This window comes from Pedobacter sp. 10L46_2 (genome assembly GCF_056395165.1).
The window spans coordinates 1-18601 of sequence record NZ_JBFTIZ010000122.1; the positions used below are offsets into that span (position 1 = coordinate 1).

The following is an 18601-nucleotide window of genomic DNA, read 5'->3' on the forward strand; positions in this document are numbered from 1 at the left end:
CCATGAGCATCTTAAATGCAATAAGAAATAAGATTGCCCTAAGAGTGGTTGCAGTGGTAAGTCATCAGAAACCTTATGTCAGTAATCAATTAATTGCGGCATAAATTATATTAAAAAATACTTGCATGAGTCATAACAATCATCTCGACGATAGGAGAGATCTCTTGGTTATGCTAATTTGATTTATGGTTATTTCTTGATCAAGAGATCTCTCCTATCGTCGAGATGACGGCAGCGGCTCTCTTTTTTTCTTTTTATTCAGGAAACGTTCTAATAAAAACTTTTATATAAGTTTGGGGCATAATTGTATTTGTATGTTAGCTATTAAAAATTGTAAGTTCTTTGCGGATGGGCTGCAAGTTGCAGGTCAGAATGTCTTAATTGAAAATGGTGAGATCGTTAAAATCAGCAGCGAAGAGATTCCAGTCGGATATGAAATTGTAGATGCCGAAGGAAACTATTTAAGTCCTGGTTTTATTGACCTTCAGATTTATGGCAGTGGAAAGGACCTTTTTTCTGCTTACCCAACAGCAGACACGCTAAGTCAAATGGATTTGGATCTGCTAAGTAAAGGAACTACAAGCTTTTTAGCTTGTGTAGCAACTAACACTCCGGAGGTTGTTCATCAATCTATCGCTGCAGCAAAAGCTTATCGTAGCGAAGCCAGGGGTTTTCTGGGCTTACATTTGGAGGGCCCTTATATTAATGCAAAACGCAGAGGAGCCCATATTGAGAAATACATTTGCAAAGCCTCCCTTGATGAGGTAAAAAGGTTACTTGAATATGCAGATGGTACGGTAAAAATGATGACCATTGCTGCCGAACTTCAGGACGATGAGGTTATCAATTACCTGCTAGATAATAATATCGTGTTATCGCTGGGGCATAGTGATGCCAATTTTGAGCAAGCTACTGCAGCTTATGATATGGGCTTTAAAACCACAACGCATTTGTTTAATGCAATGCCTTCTATACATCATAGATCACCGAATTTGCCTGCCGCGGTATTTAGTCACCCTAAGGCAATGGCAAGCATTATTGCAGATGGAAATCATGTGGATTTTGAAATTGTAAAAATGAGCTACAAGCTGCTCCGTGAAAGAATTTTTTTGATAACTGATGCGGTTACTTCATGTAATATCGGGCCTTATCAGCATCAGCTTTCGGGTGAGAAATTCATTACTTCAGATGGAACTTTATCTGGATCTAACATAACAATGTTACAAGCGGTACAAAACTGTGTGGCGTATTGCGACATCCCATTGGCAGCAGCCTTGAATTTAGCCACACTAAACCCGGCAAGGCTGATTGAATTGGATGCTAAACTGGGCGATTTAAAGGTTGGAAATAAGGCGAATTTGGTCCTGCTTTCTGAAAAATTAGAGCTGTTAAAAGTTTTTGCAGAGGGAGTTGAACATTTGAGCCTTATTAATTAAAACAAATAGTTATTTTTGGAGTCATGAAGTATAAACGGATCCTATTGAAATTAAGTGGCGAATCGCTAATGGGCGATAAGCAGTATGGTATTGATAATGAGGTTGTAAAGCAGTATGCTGAAGACATTAAGGCGGTACATGCCAAAGGCCTTGAAATAGCAATTGTTATTGGTGGTGGTAATATTTTTAGAGGTTTAAGTGCTGAAAAATCTGGGATGGACCGTGCTCAAGCCGATTATATGGGTATGCTAGCCACAGTAATTAACAGTATGGCCTTGCAAGATGCGCTTGAAAAAGTAGGTCTTAAAACAAGATTGCTTACTGCAATAAAAATGGAGCAGATTTGTGAGCCTTTTATTCGCAGAAGAGCTGTACGTCACCTTGAAAAAGGACGTGTGGTGATTTTTGGAGCAGGTACTGGTAATCCTTATTTTACTACTGATTCTGCAGCTGCTTTACGCGCAATTGAGATAAAAGCAGATGTTGTTTTAAAAGGAACCCGTGTTGATGGTATTTATACCGCTGATCCGGAGAAAGATCCTGCAGCTACTAAATATTCAGAAATTACTTTTAAAGAAGTTTATGCTAATGGGTTAAACGTAATGGATATGACTGCTTTTACGCTTTGCGAAGAAAATAAACTCCCAATTATTGTTTTTGATATGAACAAAGCAGGTAATTTCATGAAAATCGCAAATGGCGATGGCATTGGTACACTTGTTAAAAACTAATAGCAATATTTTATATAAGTTTGGTTAAATTTTACACATCATGAATGACCTCATAAAGAAACAATTACAAGATGCTCAGGCTACCATGGAAAAAGCCATTTTGCACTGCGAGTCGGAACTGACGAAAATTCGTGCAGGAAAGGCTTCTGCTGGTATGCTGGATGGTATTATGGTTGATTATTACGGAAATCCTACTCCTTTAAGCCAGGTTGCAAGTATCAACACTCCAGATGCTCGTACATTGCTTATACAGCCTTGGGAAAAGGCTTTGCTAGTTCCTATTGAACGTGCAATTATGGAAGCAAACATAGGTATTAACCCTCAAAACGATGGTATTATTATCCGTTTGGTAGTTCCTCCTTTAACTGAAGAGCGTAGAAAGGATTTAGTTAAAAAGGTTAAAGAGGAAGCTGAAAGAGGTCGTATTACCGTTCGTAACATCCGTAAAGATGCCAACGAAAAGGTTAAGAAATTGAAAGGTGAAAGTGTTTCTGATGATGAGATCAAAACAGGTGAGGCTGAAGTTCAAAAAATTACCGATGCTTACATTGTAAAAATCGATAAACATGCCGAAGCAAAAGAAAAGGATATCATGACTGTTTAGGTCAGGATTATAATTTATACGTAAATTAAAGGGAATGGAAGTAATGCTTCATTCCCTTTGTTTATTTTTAACAAATTTTATTTATGAAAATCTTATTCAGCTCTTTAAAAAACTATAAAGGTCTGATATTTCTGGCCTTGTTTCTGGCTGCAGTTAATCAGATATTTTCTTTTCTTGATCCCTATGTTTTTCGCCTGATCATTGATAAGTATGTAACGAACTATAAGCATTATACTACTGATGAGTTTATAAAGGGTGCCGGGGTACTTATTTTATTGGCTATGGGAGCAGCAATGGTTTCCCGCATCGCCAAGAATTTTCAGGACTATTATGTAAATGTGATTACGCAAAGACTGGGAGCTAAAATATATTCCGATGGTCTTGCTCATTCTTTGGAACTGCCATATCAGGTTTTTGAAGATCAGCGCAGCGGAGAAACATTAGGTATTTTACAAAAAGTTAGGATTGATACTGAGAAACTGGTTCAGGCGGTAATAAATGTTTTGTTTACAAGTATTATCGGGATCATTTTTGTGACGGTTTATGCCATCTCTGTATATTGGGTTATAGCTGTGGTGTATTTTTCTTCTATTCCTTTACTTGGGTTTTTAAGTTCGTTTTTAAGTAAACGGATTAAAAAAGTTCAAAAGAATATTGTAGCAGAAACAACATCACTTGCAGGTTCTACCACAGAATCGCTGCGTAATATTGAGCTGGTAAAAAGTCTGGGACTTGCCAAACAGGAAATAAACAGGTTAAATACTACAACCACGAAGATTTTAGGACTAGAGCTTAAAAAGGTAAAATACATCCGCAGTTTAAGCTTTATCCAGGGAACGTTTGTGAACCTGTTGCGTAACGGGCTGCTCTTTTTGATGATGTACCTGATCTTTGCAGGAAGAATTACGGTGGGTGAGTTCTTCTCACTATTCATTTACTCGTTCTTTATTTTTGGTCCTTTGCAGGAATTGGGTAATATCATTAATGTTTACAGGGAAACGGAGGTATCGCTAAATAATTTTGAGCGGATCATGTCTATTCCAAAAGATAAGAAACCTGATAATCCGGCATCAATTGCTAAAATCAAAAAATTAGAATTTGATGAGGTTAGCTTTAAGCACCAATCGGCCTCTACTAACGCCTTAAATAGCATTAATTTCGAAACGAACCTTGGAGAAACGATTGCCTTTGTAGGGCCATCGGGCTCTGGTAAAACTACGCTTGTTAAACTTCTGGTAGGGTTGTACGAGCCTAAGGAAGGAGCCATTAAGTACAATGGAGTTACGGCTACGAACATAGATCTAGATGAATTGAGAGAGAAAATAGGCTTTGTAACGCAGGATACGCAATTGTTTTCTGGAACAATAAGAGAGAATTTGCAGTTTGTAAGGCCTGAGGCAACCGATGAGGAGTGTATGAAGGTATTACATCAGGCAGCTTGTCAGAACTTATTGGCCAGAGCGGATAAAGGCTTGGATACCATGATTGGTGAAGGTGGAGTGAAGGTTTCGGGAGGTGAAAAGCAGCGTTTGTCTATTGCCAGAGCACTATTGCGCAAGCCGGATATCCTGGTTTTTGATGAGGCAACCTCATCGTTGGATTCTTTAACGGAAGAAGAAATTACAGCAACAATAAGAGAGGTTTCTGATATAGATAACCACATGACGATATTAATTGCCCACCGCTTATCGACAATTAAACACGCCGATAGGATCTATGTATTGGAAAAAGGGAATGTAATTGAACAGGGAACTCACGATGAGCTTGTGCTTCAGAATGGTTTGTACTATGCGATGTGGAGACAACAGGTGGGTGAAAGGTTCTCTATCGTTTAAGGTTAAACATTCTGCTCGTTTATTTCCTGTAATGTTAACTTGGTTAAGTTTTTTGTTTTGAGGTAGGTAACGCCCGCAACGAGAATGGTCATGCTGCCTCCAAATACTACGGCAGGCACTGTTCTCATCAGTTTTGCAGTTAAACCTGATTCAAAAGCACCTATTTCATTTGAAGAGCCAATAAACATACTGTTTACAGCAGACACACGGCCGCGCATGTCATCTGGAGTTAGCAACTGCATAATGGTAGACCTGATGATTACACTTATGCTATCAAATGCGCCTTCTGCAAAGAGAAGTGCAAGCGTTAAGTAGAAGTTTTTAGATAGACCATAGCAGATGATACTGGTTCCAAAACCGGTTACCGCAATCAAAAGGTTTCTCCATGGCTTGTTCATAGGAGAGAAGCGTGTCATCGCTAACATGGTAATAACAGCCCCGCCAGAAGCAGCAGCACGCATAAATCCCAGGCCTTCTGAGCCTACTTTAAGAATATCATTAGCAAATACAGGTAAAAGGGCCACTGCTCCACCAAAAAATACAGAGAACAGGTCCAGACTCATTGCACCAAGCATCATTTTATTTTTAAATACAAAATGGACACCTTCGGTAAGGCTTTTTACTATGCTTTCTTTTGGTATATAAGTTGGCGGGTGTGGTTTTAAAAAGAAGATACAGATCAGTGAAATAGAGATAAAGATAATAATGACACTGTAAGTTACGGTTATGCCATAGAATCCATAAATTAACCCACCTGCCGCAGGGCCAAGTATAGATGCCAGCTGCCAACTCGAGCTGTTCCAGGTGCTTGAGTTAGGATAAAGCTTTTTAGGAATGATCTGAGCCATTAAAGAGAATGTTGCTGGACTGAAAAAACCTCTTGCTATACCTATTCCAAACACCATCAAATACATGATTGGCACAATATAACTTGTTGGTACGTATGCGTGCATTTGCTTTGTAGTGGCAATTAGCATCACTAAAGAACAAAGGAATACTCCGAAGAATATTTTGAGTAAGAGGCCTCTTTTTTCTGATTTATCTGCAACGTATCCTCCGTACAGTGCAATACCAATTGCGGGTATGGCTTCGCAGAGCCCCACTAGTCCCAAGGCAAGCGGATCCTTAGTTAAATGATAGATGTGAAAGCCGATAATAACAGCTTGCATTTGATATGCGAACGTAAAAAAGAAACGCATTCCGAGGTAAGATCTGAACTCTCTATAACGAAGGGCAGCGTAGGGATCTGGTTTTTCTATGATTTCGGTATTGTCCAAAAGGAAAAATATTTTGAACAAATGTAGTTGATAGACAAATAAATTTTAAGATTATTTTTCTTGCAATTACATAATCTTGTCATAAAATGTAAGATATGCTTCTCTCATATCTTCAGCCTGATTAATTGCGGCTGATGCTGCTATGCCAAAAACACCGGTTTCCATAAGTGCCTCTATATCATCGGCGGTAACACCCCCTACGGCTAAAACAGGTAAGATAATACCATTTTGATTTAAGGTGGCCATTGTTTTTTTATATCCCTCTATACCAATATGAGGAGCATTGTTTGGCTTGGTTGTCGTATCGCGGAAGGGGCCAAAGCCGGCATAGTCTGCTCCCTCTTTTGCAAGTCTGATTAAACCTTCAACTGTGTTTGACGAGCCTCCGATAGTTACTGCTTCCCCTAATTGTTCTCTTAGTTTTGTGAAATCAGCGTCCATATCTTCTATATGGAAACCTTGTATATCGGCTTTGCCATTAAGGTGAATGTGATCTGTAACGATTAAGGTAGCCCCCCAATCGTCACAGATTTCAGCAATCACATTGATATCTACTAAAAGCTCATCGTCGTTTTTAATTAAACAGCGGTATTGAATCCACTTTGCCCCAGCCTCACAAGCTATTTGTGCCTGCTCGATATGGGTTAACGGCTCAATGTCGTGTGTAATAAAATGTAGTCTTTCGATGAACTTCTTCATAGGATTAAAATTTCAAATTTAGCGAAAGTAAGAAATTAGTTCCGGCCTGAGGGAAGTAAAAGTTCTCTGTTGTGGTTCCCCATGGGTAAATTGAACTGTAGGTATAACCATTGCTTTCGTACTTTCTGTTTAGAATGTTATTGGCAAGCAGGCCTATGTTTATGTTTTTGATTCCTTTTAAACTGAAGTCGTAACCAAGCCTTGCATTGTTTACCCAATAAGCATCGAGTTTACGGCTTTCGTTTTGAGTATTGTCCATGTATTGCTTACTCACGTATTTGCTTTGTAAGGCAATAGCAAAGCCAGCCACCAGTTTGTAAACCAGCTCTCCAAATATTACCGAGTTTGGCGAGAAAGAAATATCCGGGTTTGCATAGTTTGTAGCCTGTACATTAATCAGGTTAAAATCGTTATCATATTCTGATACATAGTCTACATAATTCTTGATCTTATTTCTGCTGAACGCTGCGTTTGCATTAACAGCAAAGTGAGAACTGATAATATAAGAAGCGTCTAGCTCCAGGCCAATCCTATAGCTCTTGTCTACATTTTGACGGTAAGCATCAGAATATTCGTTGATTTCGCCGGTAAAGATCAGCTGATCTTTGTAAAACATACCGTACGCATTTACGCCGACATTAAAATCTGTGTTTTTAAAGCGGTAGCCTGCCTCTATATTGTTTAGACGTTCTGGTTTAGGAACAGCCAGACCTTCTTTTAAATTGGTAAAATCATCGCGGTTTGGTTCTTTATTTGCAACACTAAATGAGGCGTAAAAGTTGCTTAACTCGTTTAGGAAATAGGTAGCTCCAACTTTAGGATTAAAGAAATTGTAGTTGTTATTGTAATCTAAACTTTTGCGATTCTTGTCAGTTCCTGAAATATCATATTTCACATTTCTGTACTGTAAGTCTGCAAACAAGCTTAACTGAGTTACCGGATTATAATTTACTTTGAAGTAGCTATTGAAGTCGTCCTTGTCTCCTTTGCCATCATAGTAATGATAATCGTTGGTTGATGTTGATGCATATTGAGCCCATATTACTTGTCCAAAATGTTTGCCTCTATATTGGTTATAAGCCCCACCCAGTGTGAAATTTAAATTAGATTCTGGTTGGTAGTTAAAGGCATAAGTAAGACCATAAAAGTTATTATCTAACCAACGACGACGAACAAGATCCGTTCTTTCAATAGTTGAACCGCCTGCTATAACATTTGGCAAACCATAGTTTTTAAGTTTCTGGTTGTTTTTATACTCTTCAAAATATCCTTCGCCCTGGGTTAGGTGTAATGCCCCGTTGAACGACAATTGTTCGTTGAACTGTTTTGCGTATAAAGCTTGATAATGGTTTTGTTTGTAGTTATCGTTCTGATCCTTATAAAGGAACTGATTGTATTTTCTGTTATCGGAATTGAAAAGGTTTAAAGAATCTGCCTGGGTGTTGTACAGATAGCCGAGATTATTGTTGTAATGTTCTTTTAAGCCCTCAATGTCGCCTCTAAGTTTAGCTTCAGGAACACCGTTCCAGGCTTGGTAAGTTTCTTCAGTTCCTGAAAATACGTTTACACGTAGTATATCGGTTTTTCCATGATATGCACCTGATAAGAAGTATGATTTAAGATTAGAGGCCGCACGGTCGATAAATCCATCAGATTTGATTCTTGATAAACGACCGTCAAAGCTCCATTTTCCATCAATAAGACCGGTACCTACTTTGACAGTATTTTTAAGGGTGTTGTAGCTTCCATAAGTGTTGTTTATTTCTGCGTAAGGGACTTCTGAGCTTGATGAAGTTTGGATGTTTAAACTTCCGCCAAATGCCCCAGCTCCGTTTGTTGAAGTTCCAACCCCGCGTTGGATTTGTACGTTGTCGACAGATGAAGCAAAATCAGGCATGTTTACCCAGAATGTACCTTGGCTTTCACTGTCATTATATGGGATCCCGTTTACAGTAACGTTTATCCTGCTCGCATCGCTGCCTCTTATTCTAATGCCTGTATATCCTACACCTGCACCGGCATCGGAGGTAACAACCACACCTGGTGTGTTGTTTAGGATGAAAGGAAGATCTTGTCCGAAGTTGTTTTGTTCAATGTCTGTTTTGCTAATGTTTTTATAAGTGGTTGCAGACTTTTCATTTGCACGGGTTGCGTTTACAATAACTTCGTCGGCAAGAAAAGCCGATTGAACTAATACAAAATCGAGCGTTTGATCGGCATTAATTGTGATGCTCTTTTCTATTGTTTGATAGCCAAGATAGCTTACTAATAACGTATAATTACCTGCTTTTAAATTGGTTAATTGATATTTTCCCTGTTTATCGGCAGTTGTTCCGGCAGATTTATTTTTTAGCTTAATAGTAGCGCCAGGTAATGTAGTATTTGATTTTTCGGATACGGTACCCGAAATGGAGAATTGCGCTTTTACCAACACCGGCAATAGCAACACAGCAAGCGCTGTGATCATTAATTTTTTCACTTTATTGTTTCTTTTAGTTAAACCACTGTAAGTAAGGGGTACTTACAGCCCAGTTAAACTCCATAACTCCAATCCCTCCGCCGGCATTATCCGGATCAGGTGCATATATCTGTAAACAGATATAATGGGTATGCTCTCAGCCTGTTTTCGTGTTTTTTACAAAACAAGGCACCCCTTTTTGATGGTACAAAGGTATTGATTTTTTTATCAGTGTAAAAATGTTTGAACTGCTGTAATTGCGTTATTTAATCTATCCTCTCCCTGACCGCCAACTTTAACGTATACTGCGTTCAAGGCTTTAAGCTCCTGATGCCATACCTGCATAAAATGTTCTCGTTTATGCGGGAAATCGCGAAGAGGATCTTCTTGCCAGGGTAGGTCAATATCCATCAGCAAGTATAAATCGTAATTGTATTTAGGGAGTGCATCAAGAACAATCTGAGGGGTTTCTCCAAAAACTTCATCGCTCCATATTTTTACAGTGATAAAGGTTGTATCACAGAAAACCAGGTCTTTTTCGGCTATGGCTAGTATGGAGTCTTCGAGTGCCAATTGCCCATGAAACATGTTTACCTCGTCCTGCAAATTGCATGGTTCGGTTAATGCCGCACAGTAATACCTTGCGTATTCAGGTACCCATAAGGTATCAAAGTGTTTTGCAAGCTGCTGGGTAATGGTTGATTTTCCAGTACTCTCCGGGCCAACAATGGCTATCTTTTTAATGGGTTTGTTCACGGTGGGTTTTCCTCCAATCTAAATAGCCTACAGAGGCAATATAAACATATAATGCATACATAACTGCTGTTGCATATAGGTCTTTTGAAACGTACATGCCAACATATATGATATCGACAAAAATCCAGATCAGCCAGTTCTGTAATACCTTTCTTGCAAGAAATATCTGGGCTATTAAACTACAGGCCGTACAAAAGCTGTCTAAAAAGGGGAACGAGGCATCTGTATTCTTTTTAAGTACAAAGCCCAGTATTAACGTAAAAATAATTACACCTAAAATGGAAAGCATAATTTCCTTTTTGGTAATGACTGTAATTGGTCGCGATGCTTCGGGATTATTTCTGTTCTTGCTCCAGAAATACCAGCCGTAGACATTCATCGCGAAAAAGTAAAACTGCAGACCCATATCGGCATACAGTTTTGATTCGAAGAAGATGAAAATATAGATAACTACACTTACTATAGCAATGGGCCAATTGTATATGTTGTTTTTGGCGGCAAGCCATACACATAGTATACCAGTGAAAACACCTAGCCATTCCAGTAAACCTGTTTGTAAAAATAACTGAGTGAAACTATCCTTTAGAACATCAAACATTTACCAAAAGTAAAAAAAAATCCGGCAGGAAGAATTCCATGCCGGATAGTAAACCAAACAAACTATTTATCTTTTATTGCGCTTTAGGTGATGAAGTAAAGCCTATTGATGTTCTTATGCTTACATCAGCGCTTGTGTTATTTCTTAAAACATATTCAACTCTTACACGGAGACTGGTTCCCTTTATGTAATCGTCCAAAAACTTTGAATTGTCTATATCTAACGCAAGTTCAGAGCCAATGTTCTCTTGTATATCACTTCTTGACGCAACCATGACCTCGCCACCGTTTTCATTTGATACAAAAAGCTTTACAGACTTAAACATGCCTAAGCTTTTGTTGCTAGGATTGCTGGCGATCATTTTTGCAGAGGCAATTCTAATTTCTTTTATATAATTGGTTCCGTTTTTATTTCCAAAAACATCATCAAAACTTGTTGCCGCAGATTTTGCAGAGATAGGCGTATCGCTTTTGCTTGAGGCAGGGATAACTATTGTTGCGGTGTAAGGAAATGTAGATTTAATAATAGATTGTACTGTTCCGCAACCAGCCAGAATTACAGTGATTGCAAATAAAAATGGTAATATCTTTTTCATAGTTGAGAATATGCAAATGTTATTCCATCACAAAAAAAGTGTTTTTATGCACCACGGCAGGTGATTTTGTAGTTAATTATATACAGATATTTGGAATAACTGTAGGTCTAACAGGAGTTGTGGAGGCTTCTTTAGTCAGCAAATTCAAATTCCTATGAAAAAGTTAAGTGTGAATTTTTTAGTAATTGCAGCGTTTTCGTTGTTGTTATTAGCTTTCGTTACCATTAAGGATGGCGGAATCAAAGGTAAAGTATCTCCTGATAGTGGTGCGGTGCAAGTGGTTGCCGTAGCAGGAACAGATACCATAAAAGGTGATCTTAGTAGTGGTAGTTTTACCATTAATAATGTAAAACCAGGTACCTACACCGTATGGGTTAAAGCTAAACCACCGTATAAAGACAAGTCAGTTGAGAACGTTGCTGTGGTTGATAGCACTGTAACCGACGTTGGGGAAATAAAACTTGAACAATAACTCTATAGATTAAACGCAGAGAAGGGGGCCATTTAGCCCCTTTTTCAGTTTATAAGGGTTTTTGAAAAAATACCTGATTTTTAACGTTCAAAAGCGTAACTTTGCATCCCGACAGAAGAGTCGGGGATCTTTAATGATATCAAAGAAATCTCTAAGACGATTCCAGTCTACAATAATTGCATTTTTTACCCTTATAACTTTAGACTTTTTAAAGCCTTATGCCTAAAGACACCTCGATACGCTCAGTACTAATTATCGGATCAGGACCAATTATTATTGGTCAAGCTTGTGAATTTGACTATTCAGGATCGCAAGCCGCCCTATCTTTGAAGGAAGAAGGGATTGAAGTTTCGATCATCAACTCCAATCCTGCAACCATTATGACCGATAAAGTAATCGGTGATCATGTTTACCTATGGCCATTGACAGTAGATTCTATTGAGCAGATCTTACAAGAACGTAAAATAGATGCTGTACTGCCTACCATGGGTGGTCAAACGGCTTTGAATCTTTGTATTGAGGCCTCTGAACGTGGAATTTGGGAGAAATATGGCGTGCGGGTGATTGGTGTTGATGTTGCTGCAATCGAAAAAACGGAAAACCGTGAAGCCTTCCGCCAGTTAATGGTTGATATAGGCGTAGGGGTTGCAACTTCAAAAATTGCCAACTCTTTCTTAGAAGGTAAAGAAGCTGCTCAGGAGATTGGTTATCCTTTGGTAATTCGCCCTTCTTATACCCTAGGTGGTTTTGGTGGTGGTTTTGTACACAAGAAAGAAGAATTTGACCAGGCTTTAAAACGCGGACTTGAGGCTTCTCCAACACATGAGGTATTGGTAGAACAAGCTGTTTTAGGCTGGAAAGAATACGAATTGGAGTTGTTGAGGGACAGTAATGACAATGTAATCATCATCTGTTCTATTGAAAATTTCGATCCAATGGGTATTCACACAGGCGATTCGATCACTGTGGCACCTGCCATGACATTGTCTGATCGTTGCTACCAGGATATGCGTAATCAGGCGATCAAAATGATGCGCGCGATCGGAAACTTCGCAGGTGGTTGTAATGTACAGTTCTCTGTAAATCCGGATAACGACGAGATCATTGCAATCGAGATTAACCCAAGGGTTTCGCGTTCATCGGCATTGGCCAGTAAGGCTACAGGTTATCCGATTGCTAAAATAGCTGCTAAACTTGCTATAGGTTATAACCTGGATGAGCTGGAAAACCAAATTACAAAAACTACATCTGCATATTTCGAACCAACACTTGATTATGTGATTGTGAAAGTTCCCCGTTGGAACTTCGATAAATTCAAAGGAGCGAACATGGAGTTGGGCTTGCAGATGAAATCTGTAGGTGAAGTAATGGCCATCGGACGTACTTTTATTGAAGCGGTACAAAAAGCTTGTCAGAGTTTGGAAATTGGCAGAGCTGGTTTAGGTGCTGATGGTAAACATAGCCGCAGTATTGAAGAGATTATGCATGGTCTTGAGCATCCAAGCTGGAATCGTTTGTTCCTGATTAAAGATGCCATGAGTATGGGTGTACCATTAGAGTCAATCCGTAAAGTTACACGTATTGATAAATGGTTCTTGTCACAAATACATGAATTGGTTCAGCTGGAAACAGAATTGAAACGTTATTCGCTAAATAATATTCCTAAAGATTTCTTCTTTACTTTAAAGCAGAAAGGTTTCTCTGATATTCAGATTGCTTATCTGCTAGGAAATGTAACTGAAGACGAAGTTTATGAGCGCAGGAAGTCATTAGGCATCAAACGTGTTTATAAAATGGTGGATACTTGTGCTGCTGAGTTTGCTGCACAAACACCTTATTACTACTCTACTTTTGAAGAAGAGAATGAATCCCTTCGTTCAGATAAAAAGAAAGTAATTGTATTGGGATCTGGTCCTAACCGTATTGGTCAGGGTATAGAATTCGATTACTCTTGTGTGCATGGTTTGCTCGCCGCGAAAGAGAGTGGCTTTGAAGCAATCATGATCAATTGTAACCCTGAGACGGTGTCTACAGACTTTAATATGGCTGATAAGCTATACTTTGAGCCGGTATTCTGGGAGCATGTACGTGAAATCATCGAGTTGGAGGATCCAGTAGGTGTTATTGTTCAATTGGGTGGTCAGACAGCCTTAAAAATGGCTGAGAAGCTCCAGGAAAACGGCATAAAGATCATTGGCACTTCTTATAACGATATGGATGTTGCTGAAGACAGGGGACGTTTCTCTGACTTGCTCAAAGAATTAGACATTCCGTATCCAAAATATGGTGTTGCAGAAAATGCTGAAGAAGCAATAGTTGTAGCAAATGAAGTGGGGTATCCGGTATTGGTTAGACCAAGTTATGTATTGGGTGGACAGGGGATGAGCATCGTGATCAACGATGAAGATCTTGAAAAGGCCGTTGTTAAATTATTAGGTGACCTTCCGGGTAACCGCGTACTGATTGACCACTTCCTGGACAGAGCGGAAGAAACCGAATCGGATTCGATCAGTGATGGCGAAGATGTTCATATTGTTGGATTGATGGAGCATATCGAGCCGGCTGGTATTCACTCTGGAGACTCTAGTGCTGTATTGCCACCTTTCAGTTTGTCTGAAAAGGTAATGAACGACATGGAGACTTACTCTAAAAAGATTGCGAGAGCCTTAAATGTAATCGGTTTGTTAAACATTCAGTTTGCAGTTAAAGACGAAAAAGTATATGTAATTGAAGCCAATCCAAGAGCGTCGAGAACTGTTCCTTTCATTGCTAAGGCTTATGATGTTCCTTACATCAACATTGCTGCTAAAGTGATGCTAGGTGTGAATAAACTGAAAGATTTTACCATCGAGCGTAAATTGGAAGGTTATGCGATTAAAGAGCCTGTTTTCTCTTTCTACAAATTCCCTGAGGTAACTAAAGAATTGGGACCGGAAATGAAGTCGACAGGGGAGTCCATCAGATTTATCAAAGACACTGAAGATCCTTACTTCAGACAGCTTGTTAAAGAAAAATCAATGTATTTATCTAAATAATATAAAGTCCCGAAAGGGACTTTTTTTATTAACTCCTTTTTTATTCTTTCCCCCAAATTCTAGTGTTAAGATCCAGTTCGCTAATAATTGCATACATAAAGCGAACGATGCTTAGGTCTTCATCTAATGATTTGGTGGTAAGCAGGCTTTTAAATACCGGAGGTTCAAAGTAATCCTTTTCTAAAGGGAAAGCTATGTAAACGTAAGAACCAATAAAAGATACAGAGATTGTAGCAGCGCTTTTGTCGTTTAGCTCGCATAATCTTTCCATCATTGCAGGAGTAAGAATATATCTGGCTTCTACCTGATCAGTTGAATAGGTAACAAAGGCCTTGTTAAATTCAATATTTTCCAGCTTTACAAGCTGTTTACTTGATGAGGAGAAGATCGGCATTTTATCGGATATCCAGGCGCCCAGCGCGCTTCCCATATCCTTTGGCTTAACTACTGTTAGGCCATTAAAATGTTTGTTGAAATCGGCACAAAATACGATTCCCTTTAAGATGGTGTGCCAATGCTCTTGTCGTCCGTTTTTTGTTTGTGTCTCGGTTTTGTATTCTGCATGAACTTCAGAAAAAGAGAACCTTGTTTTTCCTGCATTGCCATAAATTTGATCCTGACTCCTATATCTATCCGGGCGTTGAGTGAATAGCTGAGAATTAATGAAATCGCTTTCCGGTAACCCATACTTATATTCGATCTCTAAACTTGGATCTATGGACTTTAATACCGTAGCTACCACTCTTTGCTTAAATTCATGCCTATAGTCATTAAACTTTTGGCTGGAATTACTGAAAAGAACAATAGAAGTAATTATGGATGCGCCGCCACTTATGGCTCCCGCAATCATGAGGCTCCCAAGTAAAACGCCGATTGCTATAAGTATTACTCCACCTGCAAGAAACAGGTAGGCCTTTGTTTTTATATCGGAAACCTTTTTTCTCTGTATTTCGAGTTCATTAAGTATGATTTGTAAAGAGGCCCCTGTTGCAGTTTCTTCTGCCATTAGTTATTAAAAAGATCTTTTGCACTTATATTTTTTCGTTCTTCCTCTGTGTTTGCCAGTACAGCAATTGGCTGATAGTTCATCATTCCGGCAAAAATGCTTCCCGGGAACATCATAATTGCATTGTTGTAATCGGTAACTGAGGAATTGTAAGCTCTTCTTGCGGCTGCAATTTGTTCTTCGCTCTCTGTCCAGGTGCTTTGTAGGTTCAGGAAATTCTGGTTTGCTTTCAGATCCGGATAATTCTCTACGTTTACCATTAAGCCTTTAACGCTTGAGCCAAGTTGCTTATCCAGGTCTAATCTTTCCTCATTACTTAAGTTTGGGCTCGCGGCTTTGGCACGCAATTCTACCACTTTGGTTAACAGATCTCCTTCATACTGCATATACTGTTTTACAGTCTCAATTAAGTTTGGAAGTAAATCAAATCGTTTTTTAAGCATGGCGTCAATTGCAGAAAAAGCATTGGCTACCTGGTTCTTTTTGCCGATCAGCGAATTGTATATGCCGATTCCAAAAATTAGTAGCACAGCGATGATAATAGCGGCAATAATCATTATGATAAGGGTTAAGAGGTTAATTAATATTTAAATATATTAAAATTTAACATGCTCAAGCTAAAATTATTTACGAAAAAAATGGAATAAATAACCCTGTCTCGGAGAAGACAGGGTTTAATCAATCAATATTAAAAAGGAGAACCTTTTTAATTATTCTAAAAGTACAATTCCTTTGGCTTAAAATGAAAAAATCCTCGCTATCTTACGATAACGAGGATAATCATCCCTATTGTTTATTACCATTCATAAATGACTGATAACATGTAGGTAATTGCAATTAGTAGGCCAATCTGTTATATGTCTTCTTTTTTAAGGGTAACTGCCTTATATATAGCGGTATGTGTGATTTTACTGAAAATGTGCCAAATTTTTTAGAGGGAAAGAATATCCCCAATGTGTAGAAACTAAATGGCAAATATACACGGCAGTTCCACGCTTGGTTACCCAAATAGCAATGAAAATACGTCTTCAATCTTCCTTACAGGGGTCAATTCAATTTTAAATCGATCAAGAATAAGACCCTTTAAATTATAGTTAGAAATAAAGATCCGTTCAAACCCAAGCTTCTCTGCCTCAAGGATGCGTTGTTCAATTCGGTTAACTGCTCTGATCTCTCCTGATAGACCAACTTCTGCTGCGAAACAGATTTTAGAAGATATAGCTATATCTTCATGCGAGGAGATTATTGCAACCATAATGGCCAGGTCAATTGCCGGATCTTCAACTTTAATTCCACCGGCTATGTTTAAGAAAACATCACGGGTACTTAATCTAAAACCACACCTTTTTTCGAGTACGGCAAGAAGCATGTTCATTCTTTTAGTATCAAAGCCATTTGCAGATCGCTGAGGAGTTCCATAGGCTGCGGCACTAACCAATGCCTGTGTTTCGATTAACATTGGTCTTGCGCCTTCTAAGGTGGCCGAAATTGCGATTCCGCTCATTTCTTCATCACGTTGTGATAACAGAATTTCGGAAGGATTGGAAACTTGCCGCAAACCCGTACTGTGCATTGCGTAAATTCCTAGTTCGGCAGCGGCCCCGAAACGATTCTTGATAGAGCGCAAAATTCTATATACATGATGCCTGTCGCCCTCAAACTGCAAAACGGTATCAACCATATGTTCCAGAATTTTTGGTCCGGCAATGGTGCCGTCTTTGGTAATATGGCCAATTAAAAATACAGGGGTGTCAGTTTCCTTTGCAAACCGGAGTAATTCTGCAGTGCACTCTCTTACCTGAGATACACTTCCAGGGGTTGAATCAATATTGGCCGAGTGAAGTGTTTGTATAGAATCAACAATGATAATATTTGGTTCAAGCGTTTCAATTTGTTTAAAAATATTTTGAGTAGAGGTTTCAGTTAGAATGTAGCAATCAGCTTTAGGTGTGGTAGTAATGCGCTCAGCCCTCATTTTAATTTGCTGTTCGCTTTCTTCTCCGGAAACATATAGAATCTTTTTGCCAGAGATATTTAAGGCCAGCTGCAGCATCAGGGTAGATTTACCGATTCCTGGTTCACCTCCAATCAGTATTACAGAGCCGGCAACTAAACCTCCACCCAAAACCCTGTCGAGCTCAAGATCACCTGTTAAAGTTCTTTCTTCGCTTATCGATTGGATGTCATCAACTTTGGATGGTTTATTTAAGCGTTGGATGCCGGTGGATGTTTTCCAGGAAGGTACCTTAGTGCTTGTTTTCTCTATGATTTCTTCGACGAAGGTATTCCATTCATTGCATGAAGGACATCTCCCTAGCCATTTCGCTGATTCATACCCACAACTTTGGCAGAAATATGCTGATTTAGTTTTAGCCAATTGATTACAATTTAATTCTACTAATTTATGCTTAATTCTATTAAAACAAACAGGCCCGATCTCTAAGAAATCGGGCCTGTTTAGTTAATAAGTTAATTTTTACAATTTAATTTCTTCGTCTTTTGAAGAAAGAAAGTGAAACTCAGTCAAATTATAAGACGAGACTGATCTGATTTTAATTCGTTGTCCGAATTTAAAAAACCATTTCCACTGTAAAGAGATAAAGCCCTTTTTAATGAAAGCTTCAATATACGGGTGTACACAAAGCGTAATATTTTTTTCGTTTTGCTCCTGCAAAATATAGGTCAGGTTATTTTCAATGTCATCCATTAAAACAATACTGGCCTTAATTTCCCCCGTACCGTCACAGGTAGGGCATTTCTCACTGGTTACAATGTTCATTTCGGGCCTTACACGCTGACGTGTGATCTGAACAAGGCCAAACTTACTTGGCGGCAATATGGTGTGCTTAGCACGATCCAGTAACATCAGATCCTTAAGATAGTCGAACAACATTTTACGGTTAACAGGCTTGTGCATATCGATAAAATCGATTACTACAATACCACCCATATCCCTTAAACGAAGTTGGCGGGCAATCTCCTTGGCGGCTTCTTTATTCACCTGCAAGGCATTGTCTTCCTGATTCTCTTTGCTGGCTGTTCTGTTTCCGCTGTTTACATCAATAACATGAAGCGCTTCAGTATGTTCAACAACAAGGT

General features: G+C 38.9%; 16 protein-coding genes. 6 read left to right on the forward strand and 10 right to left on the reverse strand.

Annotated features, from left to right (window positions below; genetic code table 11):
- Positions 1 to 314: 314 nt before the first annotated feature.
- From nagA to AC1DDX_RS14420, 4 genes are all read left to right on the forward strand, one after another.
- On the forward strand, positions 315 to 1436 hold the full coding sequence (nagA, locus tag AC1DDX_RS14405) for an N-acetylglucosamine-6-phosphate deacetylase (RefSeq protein WP_337718229.1): 1122 nt from the start codon (positions 315 to 317) through the stop codon (positions 1434 to 1436).
- A 23-nt stretch (positions 1437 to 1459) separates the two neighbouring features.
- A complete protein-coding gene (gene pyrH, locus AC1DDX_RS14410; RefSeq protein WP_172659226.1) occupies positions 1460 to 2167 on the forward strand; it encodes a UMP kinase in 708 nt (235 codons plus the stop codon).
- A gap of 40 nt (positions 2168 to 2207) precedes the next feature.
- Entirely contained in the window at positions 2208 to 2771 is a 564-nt protein-coding gene (frr, locus tag AC1DDX_RS14415) for a ribosome recycling factor (protein ID WP_048907907.1), read from the forward strand.
- An 83-nt stretch (positions 2772 to 2854) separates the two neighbouring features.
- Positions 2855 to 4606 (forward strand): ABC transporter ATP-binding protein, encoded by a 1752-nt coding sequence (locus AC1DDX_RS14420; protein WP_477622194.1) that lies wholly within the window; start codon positions 2855 to 2857, stop codon positions 4604 to 4606.
- A gap of 2 nt (positions 4607 to 4608) precedes the next feature.
- Here AC1DDX_RS14420 and AC1DDX_RS14425 read toward each other — a convergent pair whose 3' ends face one another.
- The 6 genes from AC1DDX_RS14425 to AC1DDX_RS14450 all read right to left on the reverse strand — a co-directional run bounded on the left by AC1DDX_RS14425 (position 4609) and on the right by AC1DDX_RS14450 (position 10989).
- A complete protein-coding gene (locus AC1DDX_RS14425) occupies positions 4609 to 5883 on the reverse strand; it encodes an MFS transporter (RefSeq protein WP_337718231.1) in 1275 nt (424 codons plus the stop codon).
- Between the two features lie 66 nt (positions 5884 to 5949).
- Positions 5950 to 6582 (reverse strand): thiamine phosphate synthase, encoded by a 633-nt coding sequence (locus AC1DDX_RS14430; protein ID WP_337718232.1) that lies wholly within the window; start codon positions 6580 to 6582, stop codon positions 5950 to 5952.
- Between the two features lie 4 nt (positions 6583 to 6586).
- The gene (locus AC1DDX_RS14435) at positions 6587 to 9061 is read right to left on the reverse strand and encodes a TonB-dependent receptor (RefSeq protein WP_477612027.1); all 2475 of its coding nucleotides are present in this window, start codon (positions 9059 to 9061) and stop codon (positions 6587 to 6589) included.
- Between the two features lie 207 nt (positions 9062 to 9268).
- Complete coding sequence (locus AC1DDX_RS14440) at positions 9269 to 9796, reverse strand: AAA family ATPase (RefSeq protein ID WP_288884034.1); 528 nt, start codon at positions 9794 to 9796, stop codon at positions 9269 to 9271.
- Entirely contained in the window at positions 9780 to 10394 is a 615-nt protein-coding gene (pnuC, locus tag AC1DDX_RS14445) for a nicotinamide riboside transporter PnuC (protein ID WP_337718235.1), read from the reverse strand. Before pnuC ends, AC1DDX_RS14440 begins: the two co-directional genes overlap by 17 nt.
- A 73-nt stretch (positions 10395 to 10467) precedes the next feature.
- The gene (locus AC1DDX_RS14450) at positions 10468 to 10989 is read right to left on the reverse strand and encodes a hypothetical protein (protein WP_172659221.1); all 522 of its coding nucleotides are present in this window, start codon (positions 10987 to 10989) and stop codon (positions 10468 to 10470) included.
- A 154-nt stretch (positions 10990 to 11143) separates the two neighbouring features.
- Between AC1DDX_RS14450 and AC1DDX_RS14455 the strand changes: the two genes are divergently transcribed.
- Positions 11144 to 11461: a peptidase associated/transthyretin-like domain-containing protein gene (locus tag AC1DDX_RS14455; protein WP_172659220.1), complete on the forward strand. Its 318-nt coding sequence runs from the start codon at positions 11144 to 11146 to the stop codon at positions 11459 to 11461.
- Positions 11462 to 11679: 218 nt separating this feature from the next.
- Positions 11680 to 14496, forward strand: a complete 2817-nt coding sequence (gene carB, locus AC1DDX_RS14460; RefSeq protein ID WP_048907899.1) for a carbamoyl-phosphate synthase large subunit — start codon at positions 11680 to 11682, stop codon at positions 14494 to 14496.
- Positions 14497 to 14536: 40 nt separating this feature from the next.
- Here carB and AC1DDX_RS14465 read toward each other — a convergent pair whose 3' ends face one another.
- The 4 genes from AC1DDX_RS14465 to AC1DDX_RS14480 form a co-directional block, all read right to left on the reverse strand.
- The gene (locus tag AC1DDX_RS14465; protein ID WP_337718237.1) at positions 14537 to 15502 is read right to left on the reverse strand and encodes a DUF3137 domain-containing protein; all 966 of its coding nucleotides are present in this window, start codon (positions 15500 to 15502) and stop codon (positions 14537 to 14539) included.
- The gene (locus tag AC1DDX_RS14470; protein ID WP_172659218.1) at positions 15502 to 16059 is read right to left on the reverse strand and encodes a LemA family protein; all 558 of its coding nucleotides are present in this window, start codon (positions 16057 to 16059) and stop codon (positions 15502 to 15504) included. Before AC1DDX_RS14470 ends, AC1DDX_RS14465 begins: the two co-directional genes overlap by 1 nt.
- A 443-nt stretch (positions 16060 to 16502) precedes the next feature.
- Positions 16503 to 17879, reverse strand: a complete 1377-nt coding sequence (gene radA, locus AC1DDX_RS14475) for a DNA repair protein RadA (protein ID WP_337718239.1) — start codon at positions 17877 to 17879, stop codon at positions 16503 to 16505.
- A 99-nt stretch (positions 17880 to 17978) separates the two neighbouring features.
- Positions 17979 to 18601 (reverse strand): ribonuclease E/G (locus AC1DDX_RS14480; RefSeq protein WP_477622195.1); only part of this gene is annotated, 623 nt, incomplete at its 5' end.

Excerpts from the sequence above, each read along its gene's own strand:
- nagA (WP_337718229.1), top strand. The coding sequence starts at position 315 with ATGTTAGCTATTAAAAATTGTAAGTTCTTTGCGGATGGGCTGCAAGTT.
- pyrH (WP_172659226.1), top strand. The coding sequence starts at position 1,460 with ATGAAGTATAAACGGATCCTATTGAAATTAAGTGGCGAATCGCTAATG.
- frr (WP_048907907.1), top strand. The coding sequence starts at position 2,208 with ATGAATGACCTCATAAAGAAACAATTACAAGATGCTCAGGCTACCATG.
- AC1DDX_RS14420 (WP_477622194.1), top strand. The coding sequence starts at position 2,855 with ATGAAAATCTTATTCAGCTCTTTAAAAAACTATAAAGGTCTGATATTT.
- AC1DDX_RS14430 (WP_337718232.1), bottom strand. The coding sequence starts at position 6,582 with ATGAAGAAGTTCATCGAAAGACTACATTTTATTACACACGACATTGAG.
- pnuC (WP_337718235.1), bottom strand. The coding sequence starts at position 10,394 with ATGTTTGATGTTCTAAAGGATAGTTTCACTCAGTTATTTTTACAAACA.
- AC1DDX_RS14450 (WP_172659221.1), bottom strand. The coding sequence starts at position 10,989 with ATGAAAAAGATATTACCATTTTTATTTGCAATCACTGTAATTCTGGCT.
- AC1DDX_RS14455 (WP_172659220.1), top strand. The coding sequence starts at position 11,144 with ATGAAAAAGTTAAGTGTGAATTTTTTAGTAATTGCAGCGTTTTCGTTG.
- carB (WP_048907899.1), top strand. The coding sequence starts at position 11,680 with ATGCCTAAAGACACCTCGATACGCTCAGTACTAATTATCGGATCAGGA.
- AC1DDX_RS14465 (WP_337718237.1), bottom strand. The coding sequence starts at position 15,502 with ATGGCAGAAGAAACTGCAACAGGGGCCTCTTTACAAATCATACTTAAT.
- AC1DDX_RS14470 (WP_172659218.1), bottom strand. The coding sequence starts at position 16,059 with ATGATTATTGCCGCTATTATCATCGCTGTGCTACTAATTTTTGGAATC.